Source organism: Kineosporia mesophila (assembly GCF_021129235.1).
Lineage (GTDB): Bacteria > Actinomycetota > Actinomycetes > Actinomycetales > Kineosporiaceae > Kineosporia > Kineosporia mesophila.
The window spans coordinates 62343-84677 of the sequence record NZ_JAJOMA010000022.1; the positions used below are offsets into that span (position 1 = coordinate 62343).

17 protein-coding genes are annotated in these 22335 nt (G+C 70.7%); 14 read left to right on the forward strand and 3 right to left on the reverse strand.

Going from position 1 to position 22335, the window contains the following annotated elements:
* The first annotated feature begins 10 nt into the window (after positions 1-10).
* From recG to LR393_RS26360, 8 genes are all read left to right on the forward strand, one after another.
* The gene (gene recG / locus LR393_RS26325; RefSeq protein WP_231487402.1) at positions 11-2260 is read left to right on the forward strand and encodes an ATP-dependent DNA helicase RecG; all 2250 of its coding nucleotides are present in this window, start codon (positions 11-13) and stop codon (positions 2258-2260) included.
* 7 nt (positions 2261-2267) lie between these two features.
* Positions 2268-2846: a 16S rRNA (guanine(966)-N(2))-methyltransferase RsmD gene (gene rsmD, locus LR393_RS26330; RefSeq protein ID WP_231487403.1), complete on the forward strand. Its 579-nt coding sequence runs from the start codon at positions 2268-2270 to the stop codon at positions 2844-2846.
* Between the two features lie 416 nt (positions 2847-3262).
* On the forward strand, positions 3263-3781 hold the full coding sequence (gene coaD / locus LR393_RS26335) for a pantetheine-phosphate adenylyltransferase (protein WP_345718587.1): 519 nt from the start codon (positions 3263-3265) through the stop codon (positions 3779-3781).
* A 109-nt stretch (positions 3782-3890) separates the two neighbouring features.
* Positions 3891-4691, forward strand: a complete 801-nt coding sequence (locus LR393_RS26340) for a hypothetical protein (protein ID WP_231487405.1) — start codon at positions 3891-3893, stop codon at positions 4689-4691.
* A 177-nt stretch (positions 4692-4868) separates the two neighbouring features.
* Positions 4869-5399: a YceD family protein gene (locus LR393_RS26345; protein ID WP_345718560.1), complete on the forward strand. Its 531-nt coding sequence runs from the start codon at positions 4869-4871 to the stop codon at positions 5397-5399.
* Positions 5400-5403: 4 nt separating this feature from the next.
* Entirely contained in the window at positions 5404-5607 is a 204-nt protein-coding gene (rpmF, locus tag LR393_RS26350) for a 50S ribosomal protein L32 (protein ID WP_231445300.1), read from the forward strand.
* An 8-nt stretch (positions 5608-5615) separates the two neighbouring features.
* On the forward strand, positions 5616-6458 hold the full coding sequence (gene rnc / locus LR393_RS26355; RefSeq protein WP_407937356.1) for a ribonuclease III: 843 nt from the start codon (positions 5616-5618) through the stop codon (positions 6456-6458).
* Positions 6459-6461: 3 nt separating this feature from the next.
* Positions 6462-7445, forward strand: a complete 984-nt coding sequence (locus LR393_RS26360; protein ID WP_231487408.1) for an Fpg/Nei family DNA glycosylase — start codon at positions 6462-6464, stop codon at positions 7443-7445.
* A 7-nt stretch (positions 7446-7452) separates the two neighbouring features.
* Here LR393_RS26360 and LR393_RS26365 read toward each other — a convergent pair whose 3' ends face one another.
* Positions 7453-8178 carry a winged helix-turn-helix domain-containing protein gene (locus tag LR393_RS26365; RefSeq protein ID WP_231487409.1) on the reverse strand — a complete coding sequence of 242 codons (726 nt, stop codon included), beginning with the start codon at positions 8176-8178 and terminating at the stop codon, positions 7453-7455.
* A gap of 207 nt (positions 8179-8385) precedes the next feature.
* Between LR393_RS26365 and LR393_RS26370 the strand changes: the two genes are divergently transcribed.
* Entirely contained in the window at positions 8386-9345 is a 960-nt protein-coding gene (locus LR393_RS26370; protein WP_231487410.1) for a sulfotransferase family protein, read from the forward strand.
* Positions 9346-9388: 43 nt separating this feature from the next.
* Here the strand turns inward: LR393_RS26370 and LR393_RS26375 are convergent, their stop codons facing one another.
* A complete protein-coding gene (locus LR393_RS26375) occupies positions 9389-10438 on the reverse strand; it encodes an FUSC family protein (protein WP_231487411.1) in 1050 nt (349 codons plus the stop codon).
* 51 nt (positions 10439-10489) lie between these two features.
* On the reverse strand, positions 10490-11407 hold the full coding sequence (locus LR393_RS26380; protein ID WP_231487412.1) for a hypothetical protein: 918 nt from the start codon (positions 11405-11407) through the stop codon (positions 10490-10492).
* 169 nt (positions 11408-11576) lie between these two features.
* Between LR393_RS26380 and smc the strand changes: the two genes are divergently transcribed.
* From smc to LR393_RS26405, 5 genes are all read left to right on the forward strand, one after another.
* Positions 11577-15482, forward strand: coding sequence for a chromosome segregation protein SMC (smc, locus tag LR393_RS26385; RefSeq protein WP_231487413.1), 3906 nt, complete (start codon positions 11577-11579; stop codon positions 15480-15482).
* A 414-nt stretch (positions 15483-15896) separates the two neighbouring features.
* Positions 15897-18629, forward strand: coding sequence for a hypothetical protein (locus LR393_RS26390; RefSeq protein ID WP_231487414.1), 2733 nt, complete (start codon positions 15897-15899; stop codon positions 18627-18629).
* A gap of 278 nt (positions 18630-18907) precedes the next feature.
* Positions 18908-20107, forward strand: coding sequence for a signal recognition particle-docking protein FtsY (ftsY, locus tag LR393_RS26395; protein WP_231487415.1), 1200 nt, complete (start codon positions 18908-18910; stop codon positions 20105-20107).
* Positions 20108-20578: 471 nt separating this feature from the next.
* Positions 20579-21898, forward strand: a complete 1320-nt coding sequence (locus LR393_RS26400) for an ammonium transporter (RefSeq protein ID WP_231487416.1) — start codon at positions 20579-20581, stop codon at positions 21896-21898.
* Entirely contained in the window at positions 21895-22233 is a 339-nt protein-coding gene (locus LR393_RS26405) for a P-II family nitrogen regulator (protein ID WP_231487417.1), read from the forward strand. Before LR393_RS26400 ends, LR393_RS26405 begins: the two co-directional genes overlap by 4 nt.
* The last annotated feature ends 102 nt before the right edge of the window (positions 22234-22335 follow it).

Consider the following 22335-nt stretch of genomic DNA (forward strand, 5'->3'; position numbering starts at 1 on the left):
GACGGAATCGATGCCGGAACGTCTCCGGGAACCCCTGACCAAGGTCCTCGGCAGCCGCACGGCGAACATGCTGAAGCGTGAGCTGGGCCTGGACACGGTGGGCGACCTGCTGCGGCACTACCCGCGCCGCTACATGGAGCTGGGCGAGCTCACCCCGATGGACTCGCTGCCCGAGGACGAGCCGATCAGCCTGGTCGCCGAGGTGCGCAAGGTCAGCGTGCGGGAGATGAAGACCCGCCGCAGCCGGATCATGAACGTCGAGGTCACCGACGGCCACGCCTCGCTCGACCTGACGTTCTTCAACAACGTGCACAAGCCGCAGAAAGAGCTGACCGTCGGGCGGCGGGCGCTGTTCAGCGGCAAGGTCTCGCGCTACAACAACCGCAAGCAGCTGGCCCAGCCGATGTACGAGCTGCTCGACGACGACGAGGACGGCGCGAGCGAGGAGAAGCTCCAGGAGCGGCTGAACATGCCGCTGCCGATCTACCCGGCCACCGGCAAGGCCGGTTCCAACCTGATCCGGAACTCGATCCGCCCGGTGCTCGACACCCTGCCGCCCGACCTGCCCGACGCGGTGCCGGCGAAGATCCGGATCAAGCTCGGCCTGATCGACCTGAGCTCGGCGCTGCGGCAGATCCACCGGCCCGGCGACCGCGCCCAGCTGGCGGCGGCGCAGCGGCGGCTGAAGTTCGAGGAGGCCTTCATCCTGCAGACGCTGCTGGTCTGGCGGAAGGCGACCGACCGGCAGCAGCAGGCCACCCCGCGTCCGTATGTCCCCGGTGGTTTTCTCGATGCCCTCGACGAGCGGCTCCCGTTCCGGCTCACCGAGGGCCAGACCCAGGTCGGCGAGGAGATCGCGGCCGACCTGGCCCAGGAACACCCGATGCACCGGCTGCTCCAGGGGGAGGTGGGCTCGGGCAAGACCCTGGTGGCGCTGCGGGCGATGGCCCGGGTCGTCGACTCCGGCGGGCAGGCCGCACTGCTGGCCCCCACCGAGGTCCTGGCCACGCAGCACCACCGCTCGATCTCGGCGATGCTCGGCGACCTGGCCGCGGGCGGCATGCTCGGCGGCGACGAACGGGGCACGAAGGTCGCGCTGCTGACCGGTTCGATGAACACCGCCACCCGGCGCAAGGCGCTGCTGGAGGCGGCCTCGGGCGACGCGGGCATCGTGATCGGTACGCACGCCCTGATCCAGGACACGGTCCAGTTCGCCGACCTCGGCCTGGTGGTGGTGGACGAGCAGCACCGGTTCGGGGTGGAGCAGCGCGACGCGCTCCGGCAGAAGGGCGAGAACACGCCCCACCTGCTGGTCATGACCGCCACGCCGATCCCGCGCACGGTCGCGATGACGGTGTTCGGCGACCTCGAGACCTCGGTGCTCGACCAGCTCCCGGCCGGGCGCAGCGAGATCGTCACGCATGTGGTGCCGGCCCGCGACCCGCGCTGGATGAGCCGCACCTGGCAGCGGGTGGCGGAGGAGTGCCGGGCCGGGCACCAGGCCTACGTGGTCTGCGCGCGCATCGGTTCCGACGAGCCGACGCAAGACCTGCACGACCTGGAAGACCTGATCGACGAGGGCCAGCTGCACCTGGTCACCGACGCCGAGGCGGCGAAGTTCGACCAGAAGCTCAGCGAGGACAAGCGCCCGGCCGCCGCCGCGATCGACGTGCTGGCCACCCTGCGCGAGCAGCCCGAGCTGGAGGGCCTGGTGATCGAGCTGCTGCACGGCCGGATGCCCGCCGACGAACGGGAGGAGGTGATGCGCCGCTTCGCCGCCAACGAGGTGCACGTGCTGGTGGCCACCACGGTGATCGAGGTCGGCGTGGACGTGCCGAACGCCACCGCGATGGTGATCACCGACGCCGACCGGTTCGGCGTCTCCCAGCTGCACCAGCTGCGGGGGCGTGTGGGCCGGGGCCAGGCGGCGGGCATCTGCCTGCTGCTGACCGAGGCCGGCCAGGGCCCCTCGCTCGACCGGTTGCGCGCGGTGGAGAGCACCCGCGACGGCTTCGAGCTGGCCCGCGTCGACCTGGAGACCCGTCGTGAGGGCGACGTCCTCGGGGCCCGGCAGTCCGGCCTCAGCTCGTCACTGAAACTGTTGCGGGTGCTGCGCGACGAGAAGGTGATCGTGCAGGCGCGCGAGGTGGCCACCGAGCTTTTGGACGAGGATGTGCGGCTGCGCGCGTACCCGCACCTGGTCGACGCGTTGCGTCCGTGGGTCGGTTCCGACCGCGCGGCCTTCCTGGACAGAGGTTGAGAACTCCGTGACACGCATCATCGCCGGTAGTGCAGGCGGCCGTACGCTCGTGGTGCCCAGGGGCGATGCCACCCGTCCCACCAGCGACCGCACCCGGGAGGCGCTGTTCGGGTCGCTGGACGCGCGGGGCCTGATCGACGGCCTGCGGGTGCTCGACCTGTTCTGCGGCTCCGGGGCCCTGGGGCTGGAGGCGATGAGCCGGGGCGCCACCGAGGTGATCCTGGTCGACTCCGGCCGCCCGGCGGTCGACGCCGCCCGGCAGAACGTGTCCACCCTGAAGTTTCCCGGCGCCTCGGTGGTGATGTCGCCGGTCCAGAAGTTCCTGGACGGCCGGGCCTCCGCACCCGTCGGCCTGGTCTTCGCCGACCCGCCCTACCCCCTGACCGAAGACGAGCTGGAGACTCTCCTGGCCTCGCTGGCCACGAACGGCTGGCTGGCGGAGGAAGCCACGGTCGTGGTGGAGCGCAGCCGCCGCTCACCCGAGCCCCGCTGGCCCACCGGCCTGCACCGCGAGGCCCACCGCCGCTACGGCGACACCTCGGTGTGGCAGGCGGTCTGGGACCCGGACCCCGCCGCCTCCGCCTAGCCAGGGCAGCCAAGAACGTCCTCCGGCCCGCCCCTCCGTTCGTGATCATGCGAACCTTCCCCGGGGAAGGTTCGCATGATCACGAACGGGAAGGTGCTGCCCTTCGCGGGGGGAGGCCTGTTCCCGGGCGCCTTCGCTGCGCGCACCTGGGTGGGCTTCCGTCTGACGCCGGATCCCCGGAGCCGGCGACCCTTCTTTTGTTCGTGATCATGCAAAACCTCCCCAGCGTTCTAGATCTCCCGCCCTCACAGTTCTAGAACTCCGGGGAGGTTTTGCATGATCACGGAAAGGGTCTTGGTGGTTTTTGGCTGCCGACCGCTACCCGAGACCGCGAGCGCTGGGTGACAACAACGTCCTCCATCAGTGATCTACGCCCCACCCGTGGTGCGCCGCCCCCGGGTAGCGTCGTCCCTGTGATCCGTCGTTGCGTGTGCCCCGGTAGTTTCGACCCGGTGACCAACGGTCACCTCGACGTGATCCGGCGGGCGGCGCTGCTGTTCGACGAGGTGGTCGTGGCGGTGGCGGGTAATCCGGCCAAGAAGTCGATGTTCCGGCTGGCCGAGCGGGTGGAGCTGATCGAGCAGAGCCTCACCGATGTGCCGAGTGTGACGGTCGAGACGGTGGAGGGCGGGCTGCTCGTCGATTTCTGCCGCCGGGTGGGGGCCGTGGCCGTGGTGAAGGGGCTGCGGGGTGGAACGGATTTTGCCTACGAACTGCCGATGGCCCTGATGAATCGCCATCTGAGCGGGGTAGAAACCGTGTTTTTGCCAGGAGAGCCACGGTTCGAGCACGTTTCGAGTAGTTTGATCAAAGAGGTTGCGGCACATGGTGGTGACGTGTCCGGACTTGTCCCGGACCATGTCCTGGCGCGCCTCCTGGAACGAGTCGGGCGGGTTGGTCAGACTGAAAACGGTCAGCCCGATGCGGCCGGTTAAGAGCTCTCCGTAACGTATTAGTTACTCTGGGTTGTTTTCCACTTCCCCTCGCATCGGACCGAAGCGTGGAGGGAGGTCCCCGGTGAGTCTTCGCCGAACCTTGGATGCAATGGGCGCGATGGTGGAGCGGGCGTCGTCGGTACCGCTCTCGGCGTCCTGCATGGTGAACCGCGCAGAGATGCTGGCTCTGGTGGAACGCGCCCGGGCCGAGCTGCCGGTCGAACTGGACCAGGCGGCCGAGCTGCTGGTGGCGCACCAGGAGGTCATCTCGCGCGCCGAGACCGAGGCCGAGGAACTGCTGGCGCAGGCCCAGGCCGACGCCGAGCGGATGATCATGGAGAGTGCGCTGGTCGCGAGCGCCCGCGCGCGTTCGGAACAAATTCTCGACGCCGCTCGCGACGAGGCGGCGCGGCTGCTGCGTGAGTGCGACATGTACACGGACAACCGGCTCGCGGCCCTGGAGGCCGACCTGCAGCGCACGATGGGTCAGGTGCGGCGCGGTCGTGACCGTCTGCGTGACCGCAGTGAGCTGGAGTACCTCGAGCCGCTGGCGGACGACGCCGATCCCGAGGGTCGTGACGTGCAGGCCGAGCACGAGGCGGCCGGGGAACGCCGGCGTGAGCAGGGTGCCCAGGAGGAACGGACACGGGCGCGGGCGCAGGCCTACGACCACCAGGCCGACACCGAGGACGCTTACGACCAGGAGCAGGAAGGCGCGCCCAGGCCCGATGACGGGCTCGACGCGATGCCGGCGGATCCGGAAACGGCGGGTGCCGACCTGACGTCGCCGGCCGAGGAGCCCGAGCTCGTCCCGGTGGGGGTGGGAGCGGGGCCGGAGAGACGCGTGATAGATCTGACCGCTGTCGAGCGAGCCGCAGATCGCTCCGGTTTGGTTGACCGGGCGACCTGAAGTAACCTTGCGAGCTGGTCTTAGTGTGTCAGTCCGATCCCTGCGTGTGACCCGCCCCTGGTGGCGGCCAGCCCGCTCCGGACCGGAACTGTTTCGTGTAGGGAGAACACCATTCGTCTGAACGCCCGATCGCCCTACGTTCTCGACACCCGGGAACTCGGCCGGCGCCCGGGCAGCATGCGGAAGGTGCAGCGAACAGTCCCGGCCCCGGCCGAGCTGGGCACCGAGGTGATCGGCATCCCCGAGGGCACCGACGTCAAGCTGGATCTCCGGCTCGAAGCGGTGATGGAGGGCGTGCTGGTCAGCGGCACGGTCTCGGCCGAGGCGGTGGGTGAGTGCATCCGCTGTCTGGAAGAGGTCCGGCTGGGTCTGAACGTTCAGATCGCCGAGCTGTTCAGCTACCCGGAGAACCGGGTCGCCGAAGACCAGGACGACGACCGGCAGGAAGTCGAGGAAGACATGATCAACCTCGAGCCCGCCCTGCGCGACGCGGTGGTTTCCGAACTGCCGTTCCAGCCGGTCTGCCGGGAAGACTGCCCGGGCCTGTGCTCCGAATGCGGAGTACGGCTCGCAGACGACCCGGACCACAGTCACGAGGTGGCCGACCCCCGGTGGGCGGCACTTCAGGGCATCCTGACCGACGGGGTGTCATCGAAAGATTCCGGATCGCCCACAGTGGGCGACACGGACGAACCGAAGGAGAGCTGAAGGCGTGGCCGTTCCGAAGCGGAAGATGTCCCGCAGCAACACGCGGTCTCGCCGGGCGCAGTGGAAGGCGACGCCGACGGCGCTCACCGCCACGACGTCGGGTGGCACCACCACCTACTCCCGGCCGCACCAGGCGCAGGTCGTCACCGACTCCGCCGGCACCCCGCTGTACCTCGAGTACAAGGGTCGCAAGGTCAAGGACCTCTGAGTCTGAGCATGACTGCCGGGCATGCGTCGGACGGGGGATCCGTCTCCCTCTCGGGTCAGGAAACCGAAGCTGTGACTGACCCGACTGACGCATCACCCGCGGTCCTGGATGCCGAGGCGCTCGCCAAGCACGACAAGCTTGTCGAGGTCCTCGGTGTCCAGGTCAGTCACGGGCTGCTCTTCAAGGCGCTGACCCATCGCTCGTACGCGTACGAGAACGGTGGCCTGCCGACGAACGAGCGGCTCGAGTTCCTGGGCGATTCCGTCCTGGGTCTGGTCGTCACCTCGGCGCTGTACCGCAGCCATCCCACGCTGCCCGAGGGTCAGCTGGCCAAGCTGCGTGCCGCTGTGGTCAACATGCGCGCGCTGGCCGGAGTCGGCCGCCGTCTCGGTCTCGGCGAGTACCTGATGCTCGGCCGGGGTGAAGAGGCCAGTGGCGGTCGCGACAAGTCGTCGATCCTCGCCGACACGGTCGAGGCGCTGATCGGCGCCGTCTACCTGGAGTCCGGCACGGAGATCGCCACCGAGCTGGTGCACCGCCTGGTCGACCCGCTGCTCGAGACGAGCGCGGAACTCGGCGCCGGTCTCGACTGGAAGACCAGCCTCCAGGAGCTCACCGCGATGGAGGGACTCGGGGTGCCGGAGTACGCGGTCACCGAAGAAGGCCCCGACCACGCGAAGCTCTTCCACGCCGCGGCCCTGGTGCAGAACACACCCCGGGGCGAAGGCAGTGGCCGGAGCAAGAAAGAGGCCGAGCAGGAGGCCGCCGCGGCTGCGTTCGGCCGGATCACCGCCGACCGCGCCGCCCAGGCTGCCGAAGAGACGGCCGAGAACCCGCCCACCGGAGGCTGAACCGTGCCGGAGCTGCCCGAGGTCGAGGTGGTGCGGCGTGGTCTGGCCCGCTGGGTCATCGGCACCACGATCGACGAGGTCGAGGTGCTGCACCCGCGCCCGGTGCGTCGTCACGAGGCCGGGATCGACGATTTCGTCTCCCGTCTGAACGGCGCCACCGTGCTCGACGTGGTGCGGCGGGGCAAGTTTCTCTGGCTGAGCCTGGACTCCGGTGAGGCCCTGCTCGCGCATCTCGGCATGAGCGGTCAGCTGCTGCTGGAAGCTCCCGACGCCCCCGACGAGAAACACCTGCGGGTGCGGCTCGGGCTGCGCGGCGGAACCGGGCGTGAGCTGCGGTTCGTGGACCAGCGCATGTTCGGCGGCCTGGCCGTGGTCGACCTGGTGAAGACTCCCGACGGCGGTCCCGGTGGGCTGGGTGGCGTGCCGGCAGAAGACGCGCCGGTGCCGGTCGGGTTGCCCGGGGAACCGGCGGGGGACGGGCCGGTGGAGGGCGAGTACACGGCCGGCGAGGCCCTGATCCCCGTGCCCGTGGCGCACATCGCCCGCGATGCGCTCGATCCGCTGCTCGATGTCGACCTGCTCGCCGCCCGGCTGCGCCGTCGCGAGACCGGCCTGAAACGCGCCCTTCTCGACCAGACGCTGATCTCGGGCATCGGCAACATCTACGCCGACGAGGCGCTGTGGCGGGCGAAACTGCACTACGCCCGGGCCACCGAGACGCTGAACCGACCCACCCTGAACCGGGTTCTGGCCGCCGCGCAGGACGTGATGCGCGAGGCCCTGGCCCAGGGTGGTACCAGCTTCGACAGTCTTTACGTCGACGTGAACGGTCAGAGCGGTTATTTCGAGCGGGGTCTGGACGCGTACGGGCGTGAGGGCGAGGCCTGTCACCGCTGCGGAAGCCAGATGCGGCGCGAGACCTTCATGAACCGGTCGTCGTTCTTCTGCCCGAAGTGCCAGCCGAAACCCCGTAGCGGCCGCTTCTAGTCCAGCTCTAATCGAGCCGGTAGCCGTAGCCCCGCAGTGTCACCAGGCGGTCGGCGTGACGGCCCAGCTTCACCCGCAGACGGCGCACGTGCACGTCGATGGTGCGGTCGCCCGAGATGTAACCGGTGTGCCAGACGGCGCGCATCAGCTCGTCGCGACCCAGGGCCTGACCGCGGTGGCGTTCAAGGAACGCCAGCAGGTCGAACTCGCGGCGGGTCAGCTCGACCGGCGAACCGTCGAGCTCAAGGGTGCGGCGCGTGGTGTCGACGTCGAACGGCTCGCCGGGCTCGCGGGGTTCGGTGCTTGAGGACGAGGTGCTCGCCGGCACCGGGGCCAGCGCGGGGGTGCGGTTGGTGGCGGGCGAGAGCCCGTCGGTGTCGTCGGCCGCGGGGGCGGCCCAGCGGCGGGTGCCGTTCAGCGCGGTGCCGTTCAGCGCGGTGCCGTTCGTGGACGGGGACGCGCCCCGGCCGGTCCGGGCCGGCTCGCGCAGCTCGATCTCCACGCTGGTCACCACGTCGGGTGCGACCGCGTGCACCAGGTCTTCCACGGCGCGGGCGATTCCGCGCAGATCGGGTCCGGTGCGCTGCTGCGAGCGCTGATTCTGATCCTCCGCGCCCACCTCACGCGCGCCGCGACGACCTTCGGCCGCCGCGCCGGGCACGCTGAGGCGTACGACCAGGCCGGCCTGCGCGTGGTCGCCTCGGTTGGCATCTGGTCCGGGTGAGGTCAACATTGAAAAGCTCCGGTCGCGTAGATCAGCAAGAACAGCCCACTGCGTGAGGGCCACGACGGCTGCCGTCGTGACAGGGCGCCATATGCCCAGATCAGCTACGAAAAACAACTACCCATGAGATCGAGTGAAGCACTCGTTCGGCCGCACTACAAGTAACTCTATCGGATTGGTCTAGAATTTCTGTCCTTACTGATCCCGGAGGCATCGATGGCCCTGCCCGACTTCTTCCTGCTCGGTGCCCCGAAGGCGGGGACCACTGCTCTGCACGCCGCGCTGGCCCAGCATCCGCAGCTGTACCTGTCCGCGGTGAAGGAGCCGAAGTTCTACCTGTGTGACGGGCGGCCGCCGCCCCGGTCGGGGCAGCGCGGGCCGGGTGACGCACACAGCGCGCAGGAGTGGGTGTGGCGCCGCGGGGAGTACGAGGCGCTGTTCGACGTCGCCCCGCCGGGCACCCTCAAGGGCGAGAGCACGCCCTTCTACCTGTACGACCGCACTGCCCAGCGCCGCATCCACGCCGATGTCCCGCACGCGAAAATGCTGGTGGTGCTGCGGGACCCGATCGACCGGGCGTACTCGAACTGGATGCACCTGTGGTCGGACGGGCTGGAGCCGATCGGTGATTTCGCGCAGGCCTGGGCCGCGGAGGACGCCCGGGTGGAGGCCGGCTGGGCCCCGTTCTGGCACTACCGGCGGCTCGGGCTCTACGGCGAGCAGCTGCGTGACCTGATCGATCTGTTCGGCCGGGAGCAGGTGCACGTGCTGCGCTACCGCGACCTGGTCGAGACTCCCGACCTGGCGCTGGACAAGGTCTGCGCCTTTCTCGGGGTGGACCCCGGGCGGGTGGAGCAGCCGGCCCGGGAGAACTCCCGGTCGTACGTCGAGCCCGGCGCTCGCAGCGCGGTGCTGTCGCGGGTGGTGCGGGCCGGGGCGGCCGCGGGTGCCTGTGCGCCGCCGCAGATCTGGAGACGGGCGAGCGAACCGTTGCTGCGCCTGCTCCAGCAGGGTGGGGCCCGGCGCCCGGTGCTCGACCAGGAGGTGCGTATGCGTCTGGTCGAGGCCTACCGCGAGGACAACGCGCTGCTCAACGAGCTGGCCGGGCAGTCGTTCGGCGACTGGATGGGCACGACCTCACGCGGTCAGTTCGCGCCGACGGCGGGGGAGAACTGAACCACGGGCGCAAGCCGTGGTGACCCGCGTCCTCAAGCCATGATCACGAACGAAGTCTTGGGCGGCTGGTCGCCACGATCAGGGCCACGCCGATCGCCGCGCCCAGAGCGGTCTCGACCAGGCGGTCGGTGCCGGTGACCAGGGGGTCGCTCTCCACGGCCAGATGCTGCATGAGCAGGGCCAGCGGGGTGATGCCGATGACGGCCAGACCGTAGTTGCGCATCACGAAGAGCTCCGCCCAGGCCTGCGCGAGCAGGGCGATCACGAGCGTGGTGACGACATTCGGGTCGAACGCGAGGACCGCCAGGCTCAGCAGGACACCGGCGGCCGTGCCCCAGACGCGGTGCAGGGCCCGGGCGACGCGATGGGTGCTGCTGGGGCCGGTGAGCGGGGCGACCGCCGACACCATGGCCCAGTACGGATGGGCGCCACCGGCCGCCGCCGCGACGGTGCCCGCAATCACCGGACCGGCCGCGTAGGCCAGCAGGTCGCCGCGCACGCCCTGCGCGCCGAACAGCTGCGCCCGGGTGAGACGCACCTTGCCCGGCCGCTTCTCGCGGTTACGGCCCGCCGGGAACAGCCACCCGGACTGACCCACGAGCACCGACCAGAGCGCAGCGCCGGCGCTCACGGCCAGGGCGATCGGCACCGTTCCCCACTCCTGGGGACGGGACGAACAGGCGCCGACGGCGAAGACCGCGAACAGCGCCCCGGGCGGGGTCCACTGCGCCCAGCGGGAGACCAGGTAGGTGGTGACACTGACCGCGGCCGTGGCGGTGATCGCCAGCCAGGTGCCGCCAATCGCCGCGATCACCACGCCGAGCGTGACCACGCCGACCATGAAGGCACCGGTCTCGGTCTGCATGCGCAGGCGCGAGGAGTACCTCGAGTGCCGGCCGTACAGGCTGTTGAAGGCGCCGAAGCTGGCGAACAGGGTGAGATCGGAACGGCCCAGGGCCAGGACCACGGCGATCGGCGCCCCGACCGAGAGCACGGCGCGCAGCGCGGCCCAGTGGGCGTGCTCATGGGGCCGGAGCTCGGTCAGTCCCCAGCTACGGACCAGGGCGCGCGGGGTGGAGAGCTCGGTCGGCACCTGTTCATTGTCTCCCCGCACCGCCAATTCGGCACGGGGTGACAAAAGGGATCAGGTGAGCTGAGTGCGCAGATCGTGCGAGCCGTCGGGCAGGGCCGCCTCGTAGTACAGCCGCCGCGTGCCGTCGGGCAGGTCGACCACATCGAGGTAGCGCAGGGCGTGGTCGCCGTGCGGGGAACGGGCGATCGGCTGCTCCCCGACGGCGGTGAACGACGCTCCCGAGGCCGGCCCCTCGGCCACCCCGGTGCGTTCGAACCAGTTCTCCGCGGAGGTCGCGCGCCCGTCGTAGTAGGCGACGAGACCCTCACCCTTCGGGACCACCGCCGTGACCCGCGCGCCGCGGGCGTCCCACTGCCCCGCGCGTCCTTCGACCGCCACCGGCCCGAGGTCCCAGACCAGGCCGTCGTCGCTGGTGGCCAGGCGGGAGTTCATCCGGTCGGTGGCGTCCGGGTCGTCCAGCGGGTGGCAGCACACCCACATCCGCCAGCCGTTCGCGTCGCGGTGCACGACCGGGTCCTTGACACCCCATGATTCGTCACCCGGGAGCACGACCGTGCGCTTGCCGGTGGGCAGGTCGACCACGTCCTGCGCGTCCAGCGCCTCGATCCACCAGTGCTTGGAGTTCGGCGTGGAGCAGCTCAGGTAGAGCCGCCAGCCGCCCTCACCGGTGGGCAGCAGGGCGGGTCGCTCCAGCGAGGCCGCCCCGAAGATGTCCCGGCCCACGGAGGCCACGGTCTCGAAGTGCACGCCGTCGTCGCTGCGGGCGAGCGTGACCGCCACCCCGCGACCGGCGTCCAGCGGCCGGCGGACCCGGTAGGCCAGCCAGAACACACCGTCCTGGAAACAGACGCTGGGGGCACCCGTCCAGAAACCCGGGCCGGAACCCGGTGCGTCGACGCAGACCTGCGACGCGGAGTGGTCCGGGACCGTGATGCCGGACAGTGCCTCGGATGTGGGGGCCATCGTCATGTGGGGCTCTTCCTCCAGGCGGTTCGCCCTGATCGTGGGGGCCGGCCTTCCAGTGGGGGCCAAGTGTGCCAGCACTCCGGGGGAGGACCCGACGACCCGCGGGACGGGTCCGGGTGCTGAACGCCTATACCCTGGGCCTGTCCGCATCAGCTCAAGGAGCCAGACGCCCGTGCACCTGAAGACACTCACCCTGCGCGGGTTCAAGTCGTTCGCCTCCGCCACCACGCTACGCCTGGAGCCGGGCATCACCTGCGTGGTCGGGCCCAACGGCTCGGGCAAGTCGAACGTCGTGGACGCGCTCAGCTGGGTGATGGGTGAGCAGGGCGCCAAGAGCCTGCGCGGCGGCAAGATGGAAGACGTCATCTTCGCGGGCACCTCCGGCCGCCCCCCGCTGGGCCGGGCCGAGGTCGCGCTGACGATCGACAACACCGACGGTGCGCTGCCGATCGACTACACCGAGGTGACGATCTCGCGCACCATGTTCCGCTCCGGCGGCAGCGAGTACGCGATCAACGGCTCCCCGTGCCGGCTCCTCGACATCCAGGAACTGCTCTCCGACTCCGGCATCGGCCGCGAGATGCACGTCATCGTCGGCCAGGGCCAGCTCGACCAGGTGCTGCACGCCACCCCCGAGGAACGCCGCGCCTTCATCGAGGAGGCGGCCGGTGTGCTCAAGCACCGCCGCCGCAAGGAGAAGGCGATCCGCAAGCTGGACGCGATGCAGGGCAACCTGCAGCGCCTGGCCGACCTCACCACCGAGATCCGGCGCCAGCTCAAGCCTCTGGGCCGGCAGGCGGAGGTGGCCCGCAAGGCCCAGGTGGTGCAGGCCGACCTGCGCGACGCCCGCGCCCGGCTGCTCGCCGACGACCTGGTCACGCTGACCGGGACAATCGCGGCGGAGATGGCCGACGAGGCCGCGGTGCAGGAACGGCGCGCGGCCGTGGAGGGGGAGCTGGTCGCGGCCCGGGCCCGCCTGTCGTCGCTGGAACTGGCCGCCAGTGCCGCCTCCCCGCAGCTCACGCACGCGCAGAACACCTGGTACCAGCTCTCCTCGCTGCGCGAGCGCACGCGGGGCACGAACAGCCTGGCCGCCGACCGGGTGCGGCTGCTGTCGGAGTCCGAGCCGGACGACCGGCAGACCGGCCGCGACCCCGACGACCTGGAGGCCCAGGCCGCGCTGGTGCGCGAGCAGGAGGAGCAGCTCCAGGCCGAGGTCGAGGGCGCCAGCGAGCTGATGCTGATGGCGGAAGACCGGCGCCGCGAGGCCGAGCAGGCCGCCCGGGCCGAGGAGCAGCGGCTCGTCGAGCTGGCCCGGCGCGCGGCCGACCGGCGCGAGCAGCTGGCCCGGCTGGCGGGCAAGGTCGGGGCCCAGCGCAGCACGGTGGACGCGTCGGCGGGCGCGGTCGAGCGGCTCGCGGGAACGATTGCGGACGCGGAACAGCGGGTTCTCGAGGCGGCCGCGGCGGTCGCGGAGCTGGACGGGGCGGCGGAGACCTCACAAGACTCCACCGAGGTCGCCGAGCAGACGGAGGCGCTGCAGGTCGAGGCCGAGCAGGTCTCCGGGCGGATCGCCGCGGACGAGGCCACCCTGGACGACGCGCAGGCCCAGCTCACGGCGCTGAACCGGGAGCTGGAGGCGCTGCGGCACACCGAGCGCGAGGCGCACGGTGAGCGCAAGGAATGGGCGGCCCGGCGCGACACCCTGGCCCTGGGCCTGCGGCGTAAGGACGGTGCCGGCGCGGTGCTCGCCGCCGGGGACCGGGTGCCCGGGCTGATCGGGTCGCTCGCCGCGGTGCTCGCGGTGGAGCCCGGTTTCGAGACGGCGGTCGCCGCGGCACTGGGCCCGGCGGCCGAGGCCGTGGCCGTCGGGGATCTCTCCGGCGCGCTGGCGGCTCTGTCCTTCCTGGCCGAGCAGGACGGGGGTCAGGCGGTGCTGGTGCCGGCGGCCGTCGCCGCGGTTCCGGACGCCGACCCGGCCGGCTGGCCCGCGCTGAGCGCCGGTGGGCGCTGGGTGCGCGCACTCGTGCGGGAGCCCTCTTCCCTGACGTCCACCATCGACCGGCTGCTGTACAAGGTGGCCGTCGTCCCCGATCTTTCCTCCGCGTCCGACCTGGTGCGCCTGTGGCCCGACGTCGCCGCGGTCACCACCTCCGGCGAGCTGGTGTCGGCCGCTCTGGTGCGGGGTGGCTCGGCCTCGGCGCCCTCGGTGATCGAGACTCAGGCCGCCGTCGAGCAGGCCACCGAGCGGGTCGCCGCGGCCGCGGAGAAGGCCGAGACCGCGGGCGCGGCGCTGACCGAGGGCCGCGACCGGCAGCAGGCCGGGCAGCAGCAGGTGCGTGACCTGCAGGGCACGATCAAGCAGACCCAGGCCGACCTGCGCCGGGTGGAGAACCGGATCTCCGAGCTGGACGGGCGGCGCGCGGCCGCGGCCGCGAAACTCGCCCAGCAGCGAGGGCAGCTGGCCGGTACCGCCCGGGCCGCCGAGGCCGAGGTGGAACGCCTGCGCCAGCAGCACGACCGGGCCCGGCAGGCGCAGGAGAACGCCCGTGAGGCCCTCTTCGAGCTGGAGGCCCAGCTCGAGGCGGCGCAGGAGGCCGCCGAGGTCTCGGACGACGACGAGCCCGACACCTCCGAGCGGGACCGGCTGACCGAGACCGCCGCGCGGCTGCGCGCGGAGGAGACCGACACCCGCCTGGCCCTGCGCACGGCCGAGGAGCGGGCCCGCGCCGTGGCCGGCCGGTCCGAGCAGCTGATGCGCCGGGCCGCCGAGGAACGCGCCGCCCGGGCCCGCGCGGTGGCCCGGGAGGAACGCCGGCAGCGGCAGATCCAGATCGCCCGGGCCGTGCTGGCCGGTGGCGAGTACATGCTGGTGCTGCTGGAGCAGTCGCTGGCCACGGCCGACCAGGAGCGGACGCGCCTGGAGGCCGAGCGGGACGCCCGCAACACCGAGTTGCAGCAGGTCCGCGAGAACGAGCAGCGACTGGCGTCCGAGCAGGCCAGACTGATCGACTCGGCCCACCGCGACGAGGTGGTGCGCACCGAGCAACGGCTGCGGATCGACGCGTTCCGCCAGCGCAGCGTCGACGAGCTGGGCATGGACCCGGACGTGCTGATCGACGAGTACGGCCCGCACCAGCTGGTGCCGCCGAGCCCGCCGGCCCCGGGAGACCCGGAGCCGGTCAAGCCGCCGGAACCCGTGCCGTTCGACCGGGCGACCCAGGAGAAACGCCTGCGTAAGGCCGAGCGCGGCCTGAACCTGCTGGGCACGGTCAACCCGCTGGCCCTGGAGGAGTTCGCGGCGCTGGAGGAGCGGCACACGTTCCTCAACAAGCAGCTCGACGACCTCAAGGTCTCGCGCCGCGACCTGCTGCAGATCATCGAGGACGTGGACAAGCGGGTGGAGGAGGTCTTCACCCAGGCCTTCAACGACACCGCGCGCGAGTTCGTCGGCGTCTTCCAGCGGCTCTTCCCCGGGGGTGAGGGTCGGCTGATCCTCACCGACCCCTCGAACATGCTGACCACGGGCCTGGACGTGGAGGCGAGGCCGCCGGGCAAGAAGGTCAAGCGGCTGTCGCTGCTGTCCGGTGGCGAGCGCTCCCTCACCGCCGTGGCCCTGCTGGTGTCGATCTTCAAGGCCCGGCCCAGCCCGTTCTACGTCATGGACGAGGTCGAGGCGGCGCTGGACGACACCAACCTGGGCCGGCTGATCGGCATCTTCTCCGAGCTGCGGGAGTCGTCTCAGCTCATCGTGATCACGCACCAGAAGCGCACCATGGAGGTCGCGGACGCGCTCTACGGCGTGACCATGCGGGGCGACGGGGTGACGACGGTGATCAGCCAGCGGCTCTCGGACGACGAGCCGGACTCGGGTTCGCGTCGGCGGGCGAAGGCTTCCGTTGCGTCTGGGCCGGACGGGATTGAGGACGAGGCGAAGCGTCCGGAGGAAACGTCGCCTTCGGTTCCGGTTCCGGCGGACAGGGTGATCGATCTGGATGCGGCCGCGGCCGCCGAGTCGGCCGATCCGGCTGGGCCGACGGGGTCAGCTGGTGCGACAGCGACGGATTCGGCGGGTTGAGGTGACGATCACCTCCCGCTGAGGTGGGAGGGCATCGCGAAGGCCTTCGGGTGCGCCTCGGGGGCCTTTTCGATTCTGCCTCGATTGCCCCGGCGGACAGCCAGGTTTCGCGGGATGGTCACAACGTGCGTCCGGCGGTGACAGTTCCCCTTATCGGCTGGGACTTTTCCGGTAATCACCGGTGTCGTTCCTGTGACTGCTCCGGTCGGGGGATCTTCGGCCGCCCTCCGGGGGCGCAGTCGCCTGACCTGGGTGGTCTTCTGAAAGCTACTGTCGGGCAGTGGCTTCCAAGGTGCGGGAATGGGCATGAATTCACCCAGGTGTCCAGGGTGGAAGGGTAAGAGTGACGCGATCGCAACAATTGGCATGCCCGTTCCCATTGGGTCGAAGCGAAATACCTCGTAACGTAGGCATGTGCTTGCCGCAATCGTGGGACTCTTGCTCATCCTGACCATTGCGATCGGATTTCTCTACCTGATCGCCGCACCTCAATTGCGCTCCGGTTCAAGGATTCTCACACCTGAGGGTCAACGGGCCGTGAGTGCGGCCGCGGCTGCCCCCACTGCGGCGGGGCGCGGGACCGCCCGCGGCGCCATCGCTTCGTGGCGTGCATCGATCGCGACAGCCCACTGGTTCCAGCGCATCTGGCATCCGCTGAGCGAGGCGATGCACGCGGGGTTCGACCGGCTGGAAGATCGCCAGGAGTCGACCGGGGGTAATGGACAGCCCACCGTCGGTGCGGCCAACCTGACGTCCGCGCTGGGTCACAAGCAGCCCCGGGGGCACGCGCGTTCTGCCGGCGACAGCGGCCACTCCGCGCCGGCCTGGCTCGGCAGGACCGGGGAGATCCCGGTGCGCGACATCGCGGTGCCCCACGACCCCGCGATGCTCGACGACGGTGACCGTCCGCCGGCCGACGCCGAGATGACCATGCCCCTGGCTCCGGTCCCCGCGGAGGGTGCTGCTCGAAGTCCCCTCACCCCGGCCTCGGTGAAGCAGGGCACGAAGAGCGCCCGTCGGCCCGAGCCGCAGCCGGTCGCCCGCAGTGGCTCGGCTGGTGGCAACGATGCTGGTCAGGGCGATGCGGCCGAGAGCGGTGCCGACCCGGCGGAGTCCGGTGTGCGGCACGCGAGCGCCCCGGCCCGGCCCGCGGCCAAGCCCAAGGGCCCCCGGCGGGACCGGTTCGACGTGGCGGCGATCGTCGGTAGCCGGGGTCGTGGCAAGGCGAAGAAGGAGCCGGCCGTGGCGGCGGTCGACCCGTCCGACGAGACGGTGATGATCGAGCCGGTGAAGGCCCGGGTGCCGCAGAAGAAGGTCGCGGCGACGGCCGAGGTCAAGGCCATGCCCAAGGCTGAGGCCAGGGTGCCCGAGGTCAAGCCCGCCGGTGCTGGGGCCAGGACCGCCGAGCCGGTAGACCCGTCCGATGAGACGGTGATGATTCAGCCGGTCCGCGAACCCGTCGCCAAATCCCAGCCCGAGAAGTCCCAGCCCGAGAAGTCCCAGTCCCAGAAGTCCAAGTCCCAGAAGGCCGAGCCGCAGAAGGCTGAGGGCCTGAAGGCCGAGCCGAGCCAGGCCGAGCCGAGCCAGGCCGAGCCGAAGCGGGCCGTCGAGGCGCCGGTGCTGTCCGACGAGACGGTCATGATGGTGCCGATCAAGGACGAGGTGGCCGGGTCGGCCACGCCGGTAGCCCAGGCGACGGACGAGGTCCCGGTGCTGTCCGACGAGACCGTCATGATGGCGCCGATCAAGGACGAGGTGGCTGGGGCGCCCCTGTCCTCACCGGTCAAGGCGTCCACTCCCGCAGCCGGGAAGGTCGCTCCGGCCAAGGCAGAGGTGCCCGAAGCCGTACCGGCCGGTTCGGCGGCCACAACGTCCGCCTCGCCCGCGACGAAGGCCCCGGCCAAGGCTGCGCCGGTCGAGCCTACGAAGGCTGCGCCGGTCGAGCCTACGAAGGTCGCTCCGGTCAGTAAGGACGTGCCGGCTGACAAGGCTGTCCCGGTTGAGACGGCGGCGTCGGCTCAGAAGCCTGCTCCGGCCGACAAGCTGGTTCCGGCTGGCAAGGCTGATCTGTCCGACAAGCTGGTTCCGGCTGGCAAGGCTGATCTGTCCGACAAGCTGGTTCCGGCTGGCAAGGCTGATCTGTCCGACAAGCTGGTTCCGGCCGGCCAGGCCGCTCCGTCCGACAAGCGTGTTCCGGCGGAGAAAGCTGCGTCGGTGTCGGTCACGAAGGCTGCCCGCCCGGAGGCGACTGCGTCAGCGGAGCCCGTGCCGTCCGACAAGACTGCGGTGATGGCGCCCATCGAGGACGCGCCGTCCCCGACCGCCGAGCAGGAGACGTCCGCGCAGAAGGTCGCCGGCAAGGCGGCGGCCGCCCGGGTCGCGGCGACGGCCGGCGCCGACGAGACCGCTGTCTTCGCCCCGGTGCGTGAGCCGGTTCTGCGGGCCGATGAGAAGTCGGCGGCACCGGCCAAGGCTCCGGCCGCCCCGGCGGGCAAGTCCTCGGCCGAGGCTGCGGCAGCTGACCAGACCGCGGTGATCGGCGCGGTGCCGTCTTCCGCGAGTGGCGCCGCCGGGAACAAGGCGGCCGGTGACCCGAGGAACCAGCAGTCGAGGAACGCGTCGTCCCCGAATCGGGCGCCCGGGAACCAGGCCGGCCGGGGACAAGCATCCTCCAAGCCGATGGCCGGGAAGAGGGCGCCCGCTCAGCCGGCTCCTTCGGCGGCGGAGACCGAGGTGATGAAGCCGGTCGGCAAGGCGCCCGCGGCAGCAACTGAGGTCATGCGTCCGGTTCGCGAGAAGCCGGTGGCGGCGGGGGCTGAGGTCGTGCGCCCGGCTCCCGAGAAGCCGGTGGCCGCCGGGACCGAGGTCATGAGTCCGGTCCGGGAGGTGGCCGCGGCTGACGCCACTGAGGTCGTGCGGCCCGTTGCCGCGGCTGGTCAGGCCGGGGAGACGCCCGTCGCCGAGCAGCAGACTGCGGTGATGGAACCGGTCCGTGGGGATGGCGAGGCCGCGGCCGACGAGACCGCGGTGATGGACCCGATCGACGCGGCGATGACCGGGCCGCAGAGCACCGGCAACGCGCGCAACAGCAACCGCTCGCGGGGCAAGAAGGCGCGGGGTGGGGGCAAGGTTCGTCACGGCCGCTGAGGCCGTGGTCAACGGCCGGTAGGCCGGTGTACGTCGTCCCCAAAAATTATTCGTGATCAGGTGAAGTGTCCTCAGGCCGAATGGTAGGTCTGGGGACACTTCGCATGATCACGCAGGGAACGCCGGGCTGTCCCGCCCGTGGTGCCGGGGGACTCGCCGGGGTGGGGGACACCCGGCACGGGCGGGAGGGCGGACGGGCTGGCATGCTCGGGTACGGCCGAAACGTCATCGGCGCCGGGGATCCGGCGCCGTCCTGTGCCTGAGGAGGCTCGTCCGGAGTGGACACCGTCCAGTGGATCATTCTCGTCGCGATCGTTGCGCTCGCCGGACTCGGCGGCACGATCGGGCTTGTCGCGGGTCGTGGGCGCCGGCAGCCCCCGCTGCCGCCGGGCGGTGGGGGCACCACGACTCTGGAACGTCCCGCACCGGAGGAAGGGGACGGTGACCGCTCCGGTGACGTCGACGTCCTCGATTCCCCGACCGGGACGCCCGGAGCGACCGCCGAACCCGAACTGCTCGAGCCCGAGGCCCCCGAGGTCGAGCGGCCGGATGCCTCGCGGGGCCGCCTGACGCGGCTGCGTGCCCGTCTCGCCCGCTCGAACAATGCTCTCGGCCGGGGCCTGCTCGAACTGCTCAGCCGCGACAAGCTCGACGCCGACACCTGGGACGAGATCGAGGAGACGCTGCTCCTGGCCGACCTCGGTGTCGACCCGACGACCGAGCTGATCGACCGGCTGCGCGAGCGTGTCACCGTGCTCGGTGTGCGTGACACCGAGCACGTGCGTGAGCTGCTGCGTGAGGAACTGAAGGCACTCGTCGACCCGGGCGAGGGGCTGGACCGCTCGCTCGCGATCGATCACGCACCCGGCCGTCCGGCCGTCGTCATGGTCGTCGGTGTCAACGGCACCGGTAAGACCACCACGGTCGGCAAGCTGGCCCGGGTGCTCGTGGCCGACGACAAGGACGTGGTGCTCGGCGCGGCCGACACCTTCCGTGCCGCGGCCGCCGACCAGCTGGCCACCTGGGGCGACCGGGTCGGCGTGCCGACGATCCGCAGCGACCGGGACGGCGCCGACCCGGCCTCGGTGGCCTTCGACGCGGTCAAGGCCGGTATCGAGTCCGAGGCCGACGTCGTGCTCATCGACACCGCGGGCCGCCTGCAGAACAAGGTCGGCCTGATGGACGAGTTGGGCAAGGTCAAGCGGGTCGTGGAGAAGCACGGCCCGGTGGACGAGATCCTGCTGGTGCTCGACGCCACCACCGGCCAGAACGGCATGCAGCAGGCCAAGGTCTTCAGCGAGGTGGTCAACGTCACCGGCATCGTCCTGACCAAGCTCGACGGCACGGCCAAGGGCGGCATCGTGGTGGCCGTGCAGCGGGCCCTGGGGGTGCCGGTCAAGCTGATCGGCCTGGGCGAGGGGCCCGACGACCTGGCCCCGTTCGAGCCCGACGCCTTCGTGGACGCGTTGCTCGCATAACGGCGCCGTCACCATCGGAGCGGGTCCGTCCCCGGAAGGGGCGGGCCCGCTCCGCCGTTTGCCGGGATCGCCGGTACATGACCGCAGACGGACCGGCCCGCAGCCCGGAGTGGTTGAGCCAACACAGATTTGATCTCTCCGTGACGCGTGCCTCGGTAGAGCATCGTTCTGGTCACCGTTCCGTCACAGCTGCCTAGGCTGGCCGCGTCGGCCCTCGCGCACGGACGCCCGAACGGGCTAACTCCCAGGACGGGTAACTGAGCGGAAACAACGCCGCGGCAAACGTTACGGCGGGGAAACCCACCAGGTGTCGGTCGGAAACCGACTCACAGCAATTTTTTCCTTGAGCGAGCGACCCCGTCGTGGGTCGCAGTCAGTCGTCGTCACCCTGCGCTGCCGACGGCAACTGCTCGATGGTCCCGACGACGGCCCCTTCACTGGGGGCAGTTATCTCACTTTGAAGGGGTGCGGATGGATACCGGCGACACCGCGTGGGTGATGACGAGCGCTGCGCTCGTGCTGCTCATGACTCCCGGCCTGGCGTTCTTCTACGGCGGCATGGTCCGCACGAAGAGCGTTCTCAACATGATGATGATGAGCTTCAGCTCGCTGGGCATCGTCACCGTTCTATGGGTTATCTACGGCTACTCGATGGCCTTCGGCGACGACGTGGGCGGCGGTCTGGTCGGTGACCCGACGCAGTTCCTCGGCCTGACCGGGCTGATGAGCGAGAACAGCCTCGTCGCCACGATCCCGTCGCTCGCCTTCGTCGGCTTCCAGGCCGTCTTCGCGATCATCACGGTCGCGCTGATCTCTGGTGCCATCGCTGACCGGGCCAAGTTCGGCGCCTGGTGCGTGTTCACCGTCGTGTGGGCCACGATCGTCTACTTCCCGGTCGCGCACTGGGTGTTCGCGTTCGACGGCGTCACCGCGGGTGAGGACAGCACGGGTGGCTGGATCGCCAACCAGCTCGCGGCTCTCGACTTCGCCGGTGGTACCGCGGTTCACATCAACGCCGGTGCTGCGGGCCTGGCCCTGGCCCTGGTGCTCGGCAAGCGCGTAGGCTGGCCGAAGGAGCCCTTCCGCCCCCACAACCTGCCGTTCGTGATGCTCGGCGCCGGTCTGCTGTGGTTCGGCTGGTTCGGCTTCAACGCCGGTTCCGCCCTCGGCGCCAACACGCTCGCGGCGGTTGCCTGGGTCAACACGATTGCTGCCACCGCTGCCGCGCTGATCGGCTGGCTGCTCGTGGAGCGCTTCCGCGACGGTCACCCGACCTCGCTGGGCGCCGCCTCCGGTGTCGTCGCCGGTCTGGTCGCCATCACCCCGGCCGCCAACTCGGTGAGCCCGATCGGTTCCCTGATCATCGGCGTCCTCGCCGGCGTCCTCTGCGCCCTGGCCGTCGGCCTGAAGTACCGCTTCGGGTATGACGACTCGCTCGACGTCGTCGGCGTCCACCTCATCGGTGGTCTCTGGGGCACGATCTCCATCGGCCTCTTCGCTACTTCCACCTCGCCGGCCGGTGTCGACGGCCTGCTCTTCGGCGGTGGCGTCGACCAGCTGTGGCGGCAGGCCGTGGGCGCGTTCGCCGTGCTCGCGTACTCTTTCATCCTCACGCTGATCATCGGCTTCGCGATCCAGAAGAGCATCGGCTTCCGTCTGGACGAGGAGTCCGAGGTCGAGGGCATCGACGGTCACGAGCACGCCGAGTCCGCGTACGACAACTCCACCGGTGGGAGCTCTGCCCGGCCGGTGGCCGCCGCGAAGAAGGCTGAGAGCGAGGTTCCGGCATGAAGCTGATCACCGCAGTGATCAAGCCGCACAAGCTCGACGAGGTGAAGGCGGCACTGGAGACCTTCGGGGTCCAGGGCATGACCGTCAGTGAGGCCAGCGGCTACGGCCGTCAGAAGGGCCACACCGAGGTCTACCGCGGTGCTGAGTACACCGTGGACCTCGTCCCGAAGTCCCGTCTCGAGGTGCTCGTCGACGACACCGACGTGGCTGACGTCGTCGACGTCATCACGAAGGCCGCTGCCACCGGTCGTATCGGTGACGGCAAGGTCTGGACGACGCCGGTCGACGACGTCGTGCGGGTCCGCACCGGCGAGCGCGGCGCGGACGCCCTGTAACACCCTGGTTCACCGGGCTCCCGGCATCCCCCGAAAGACGAGGGGGTGCCGGGAGTTTCCCGATACCAGCGGATCCCCACCGACGTACCGCCCTGGCGCGGG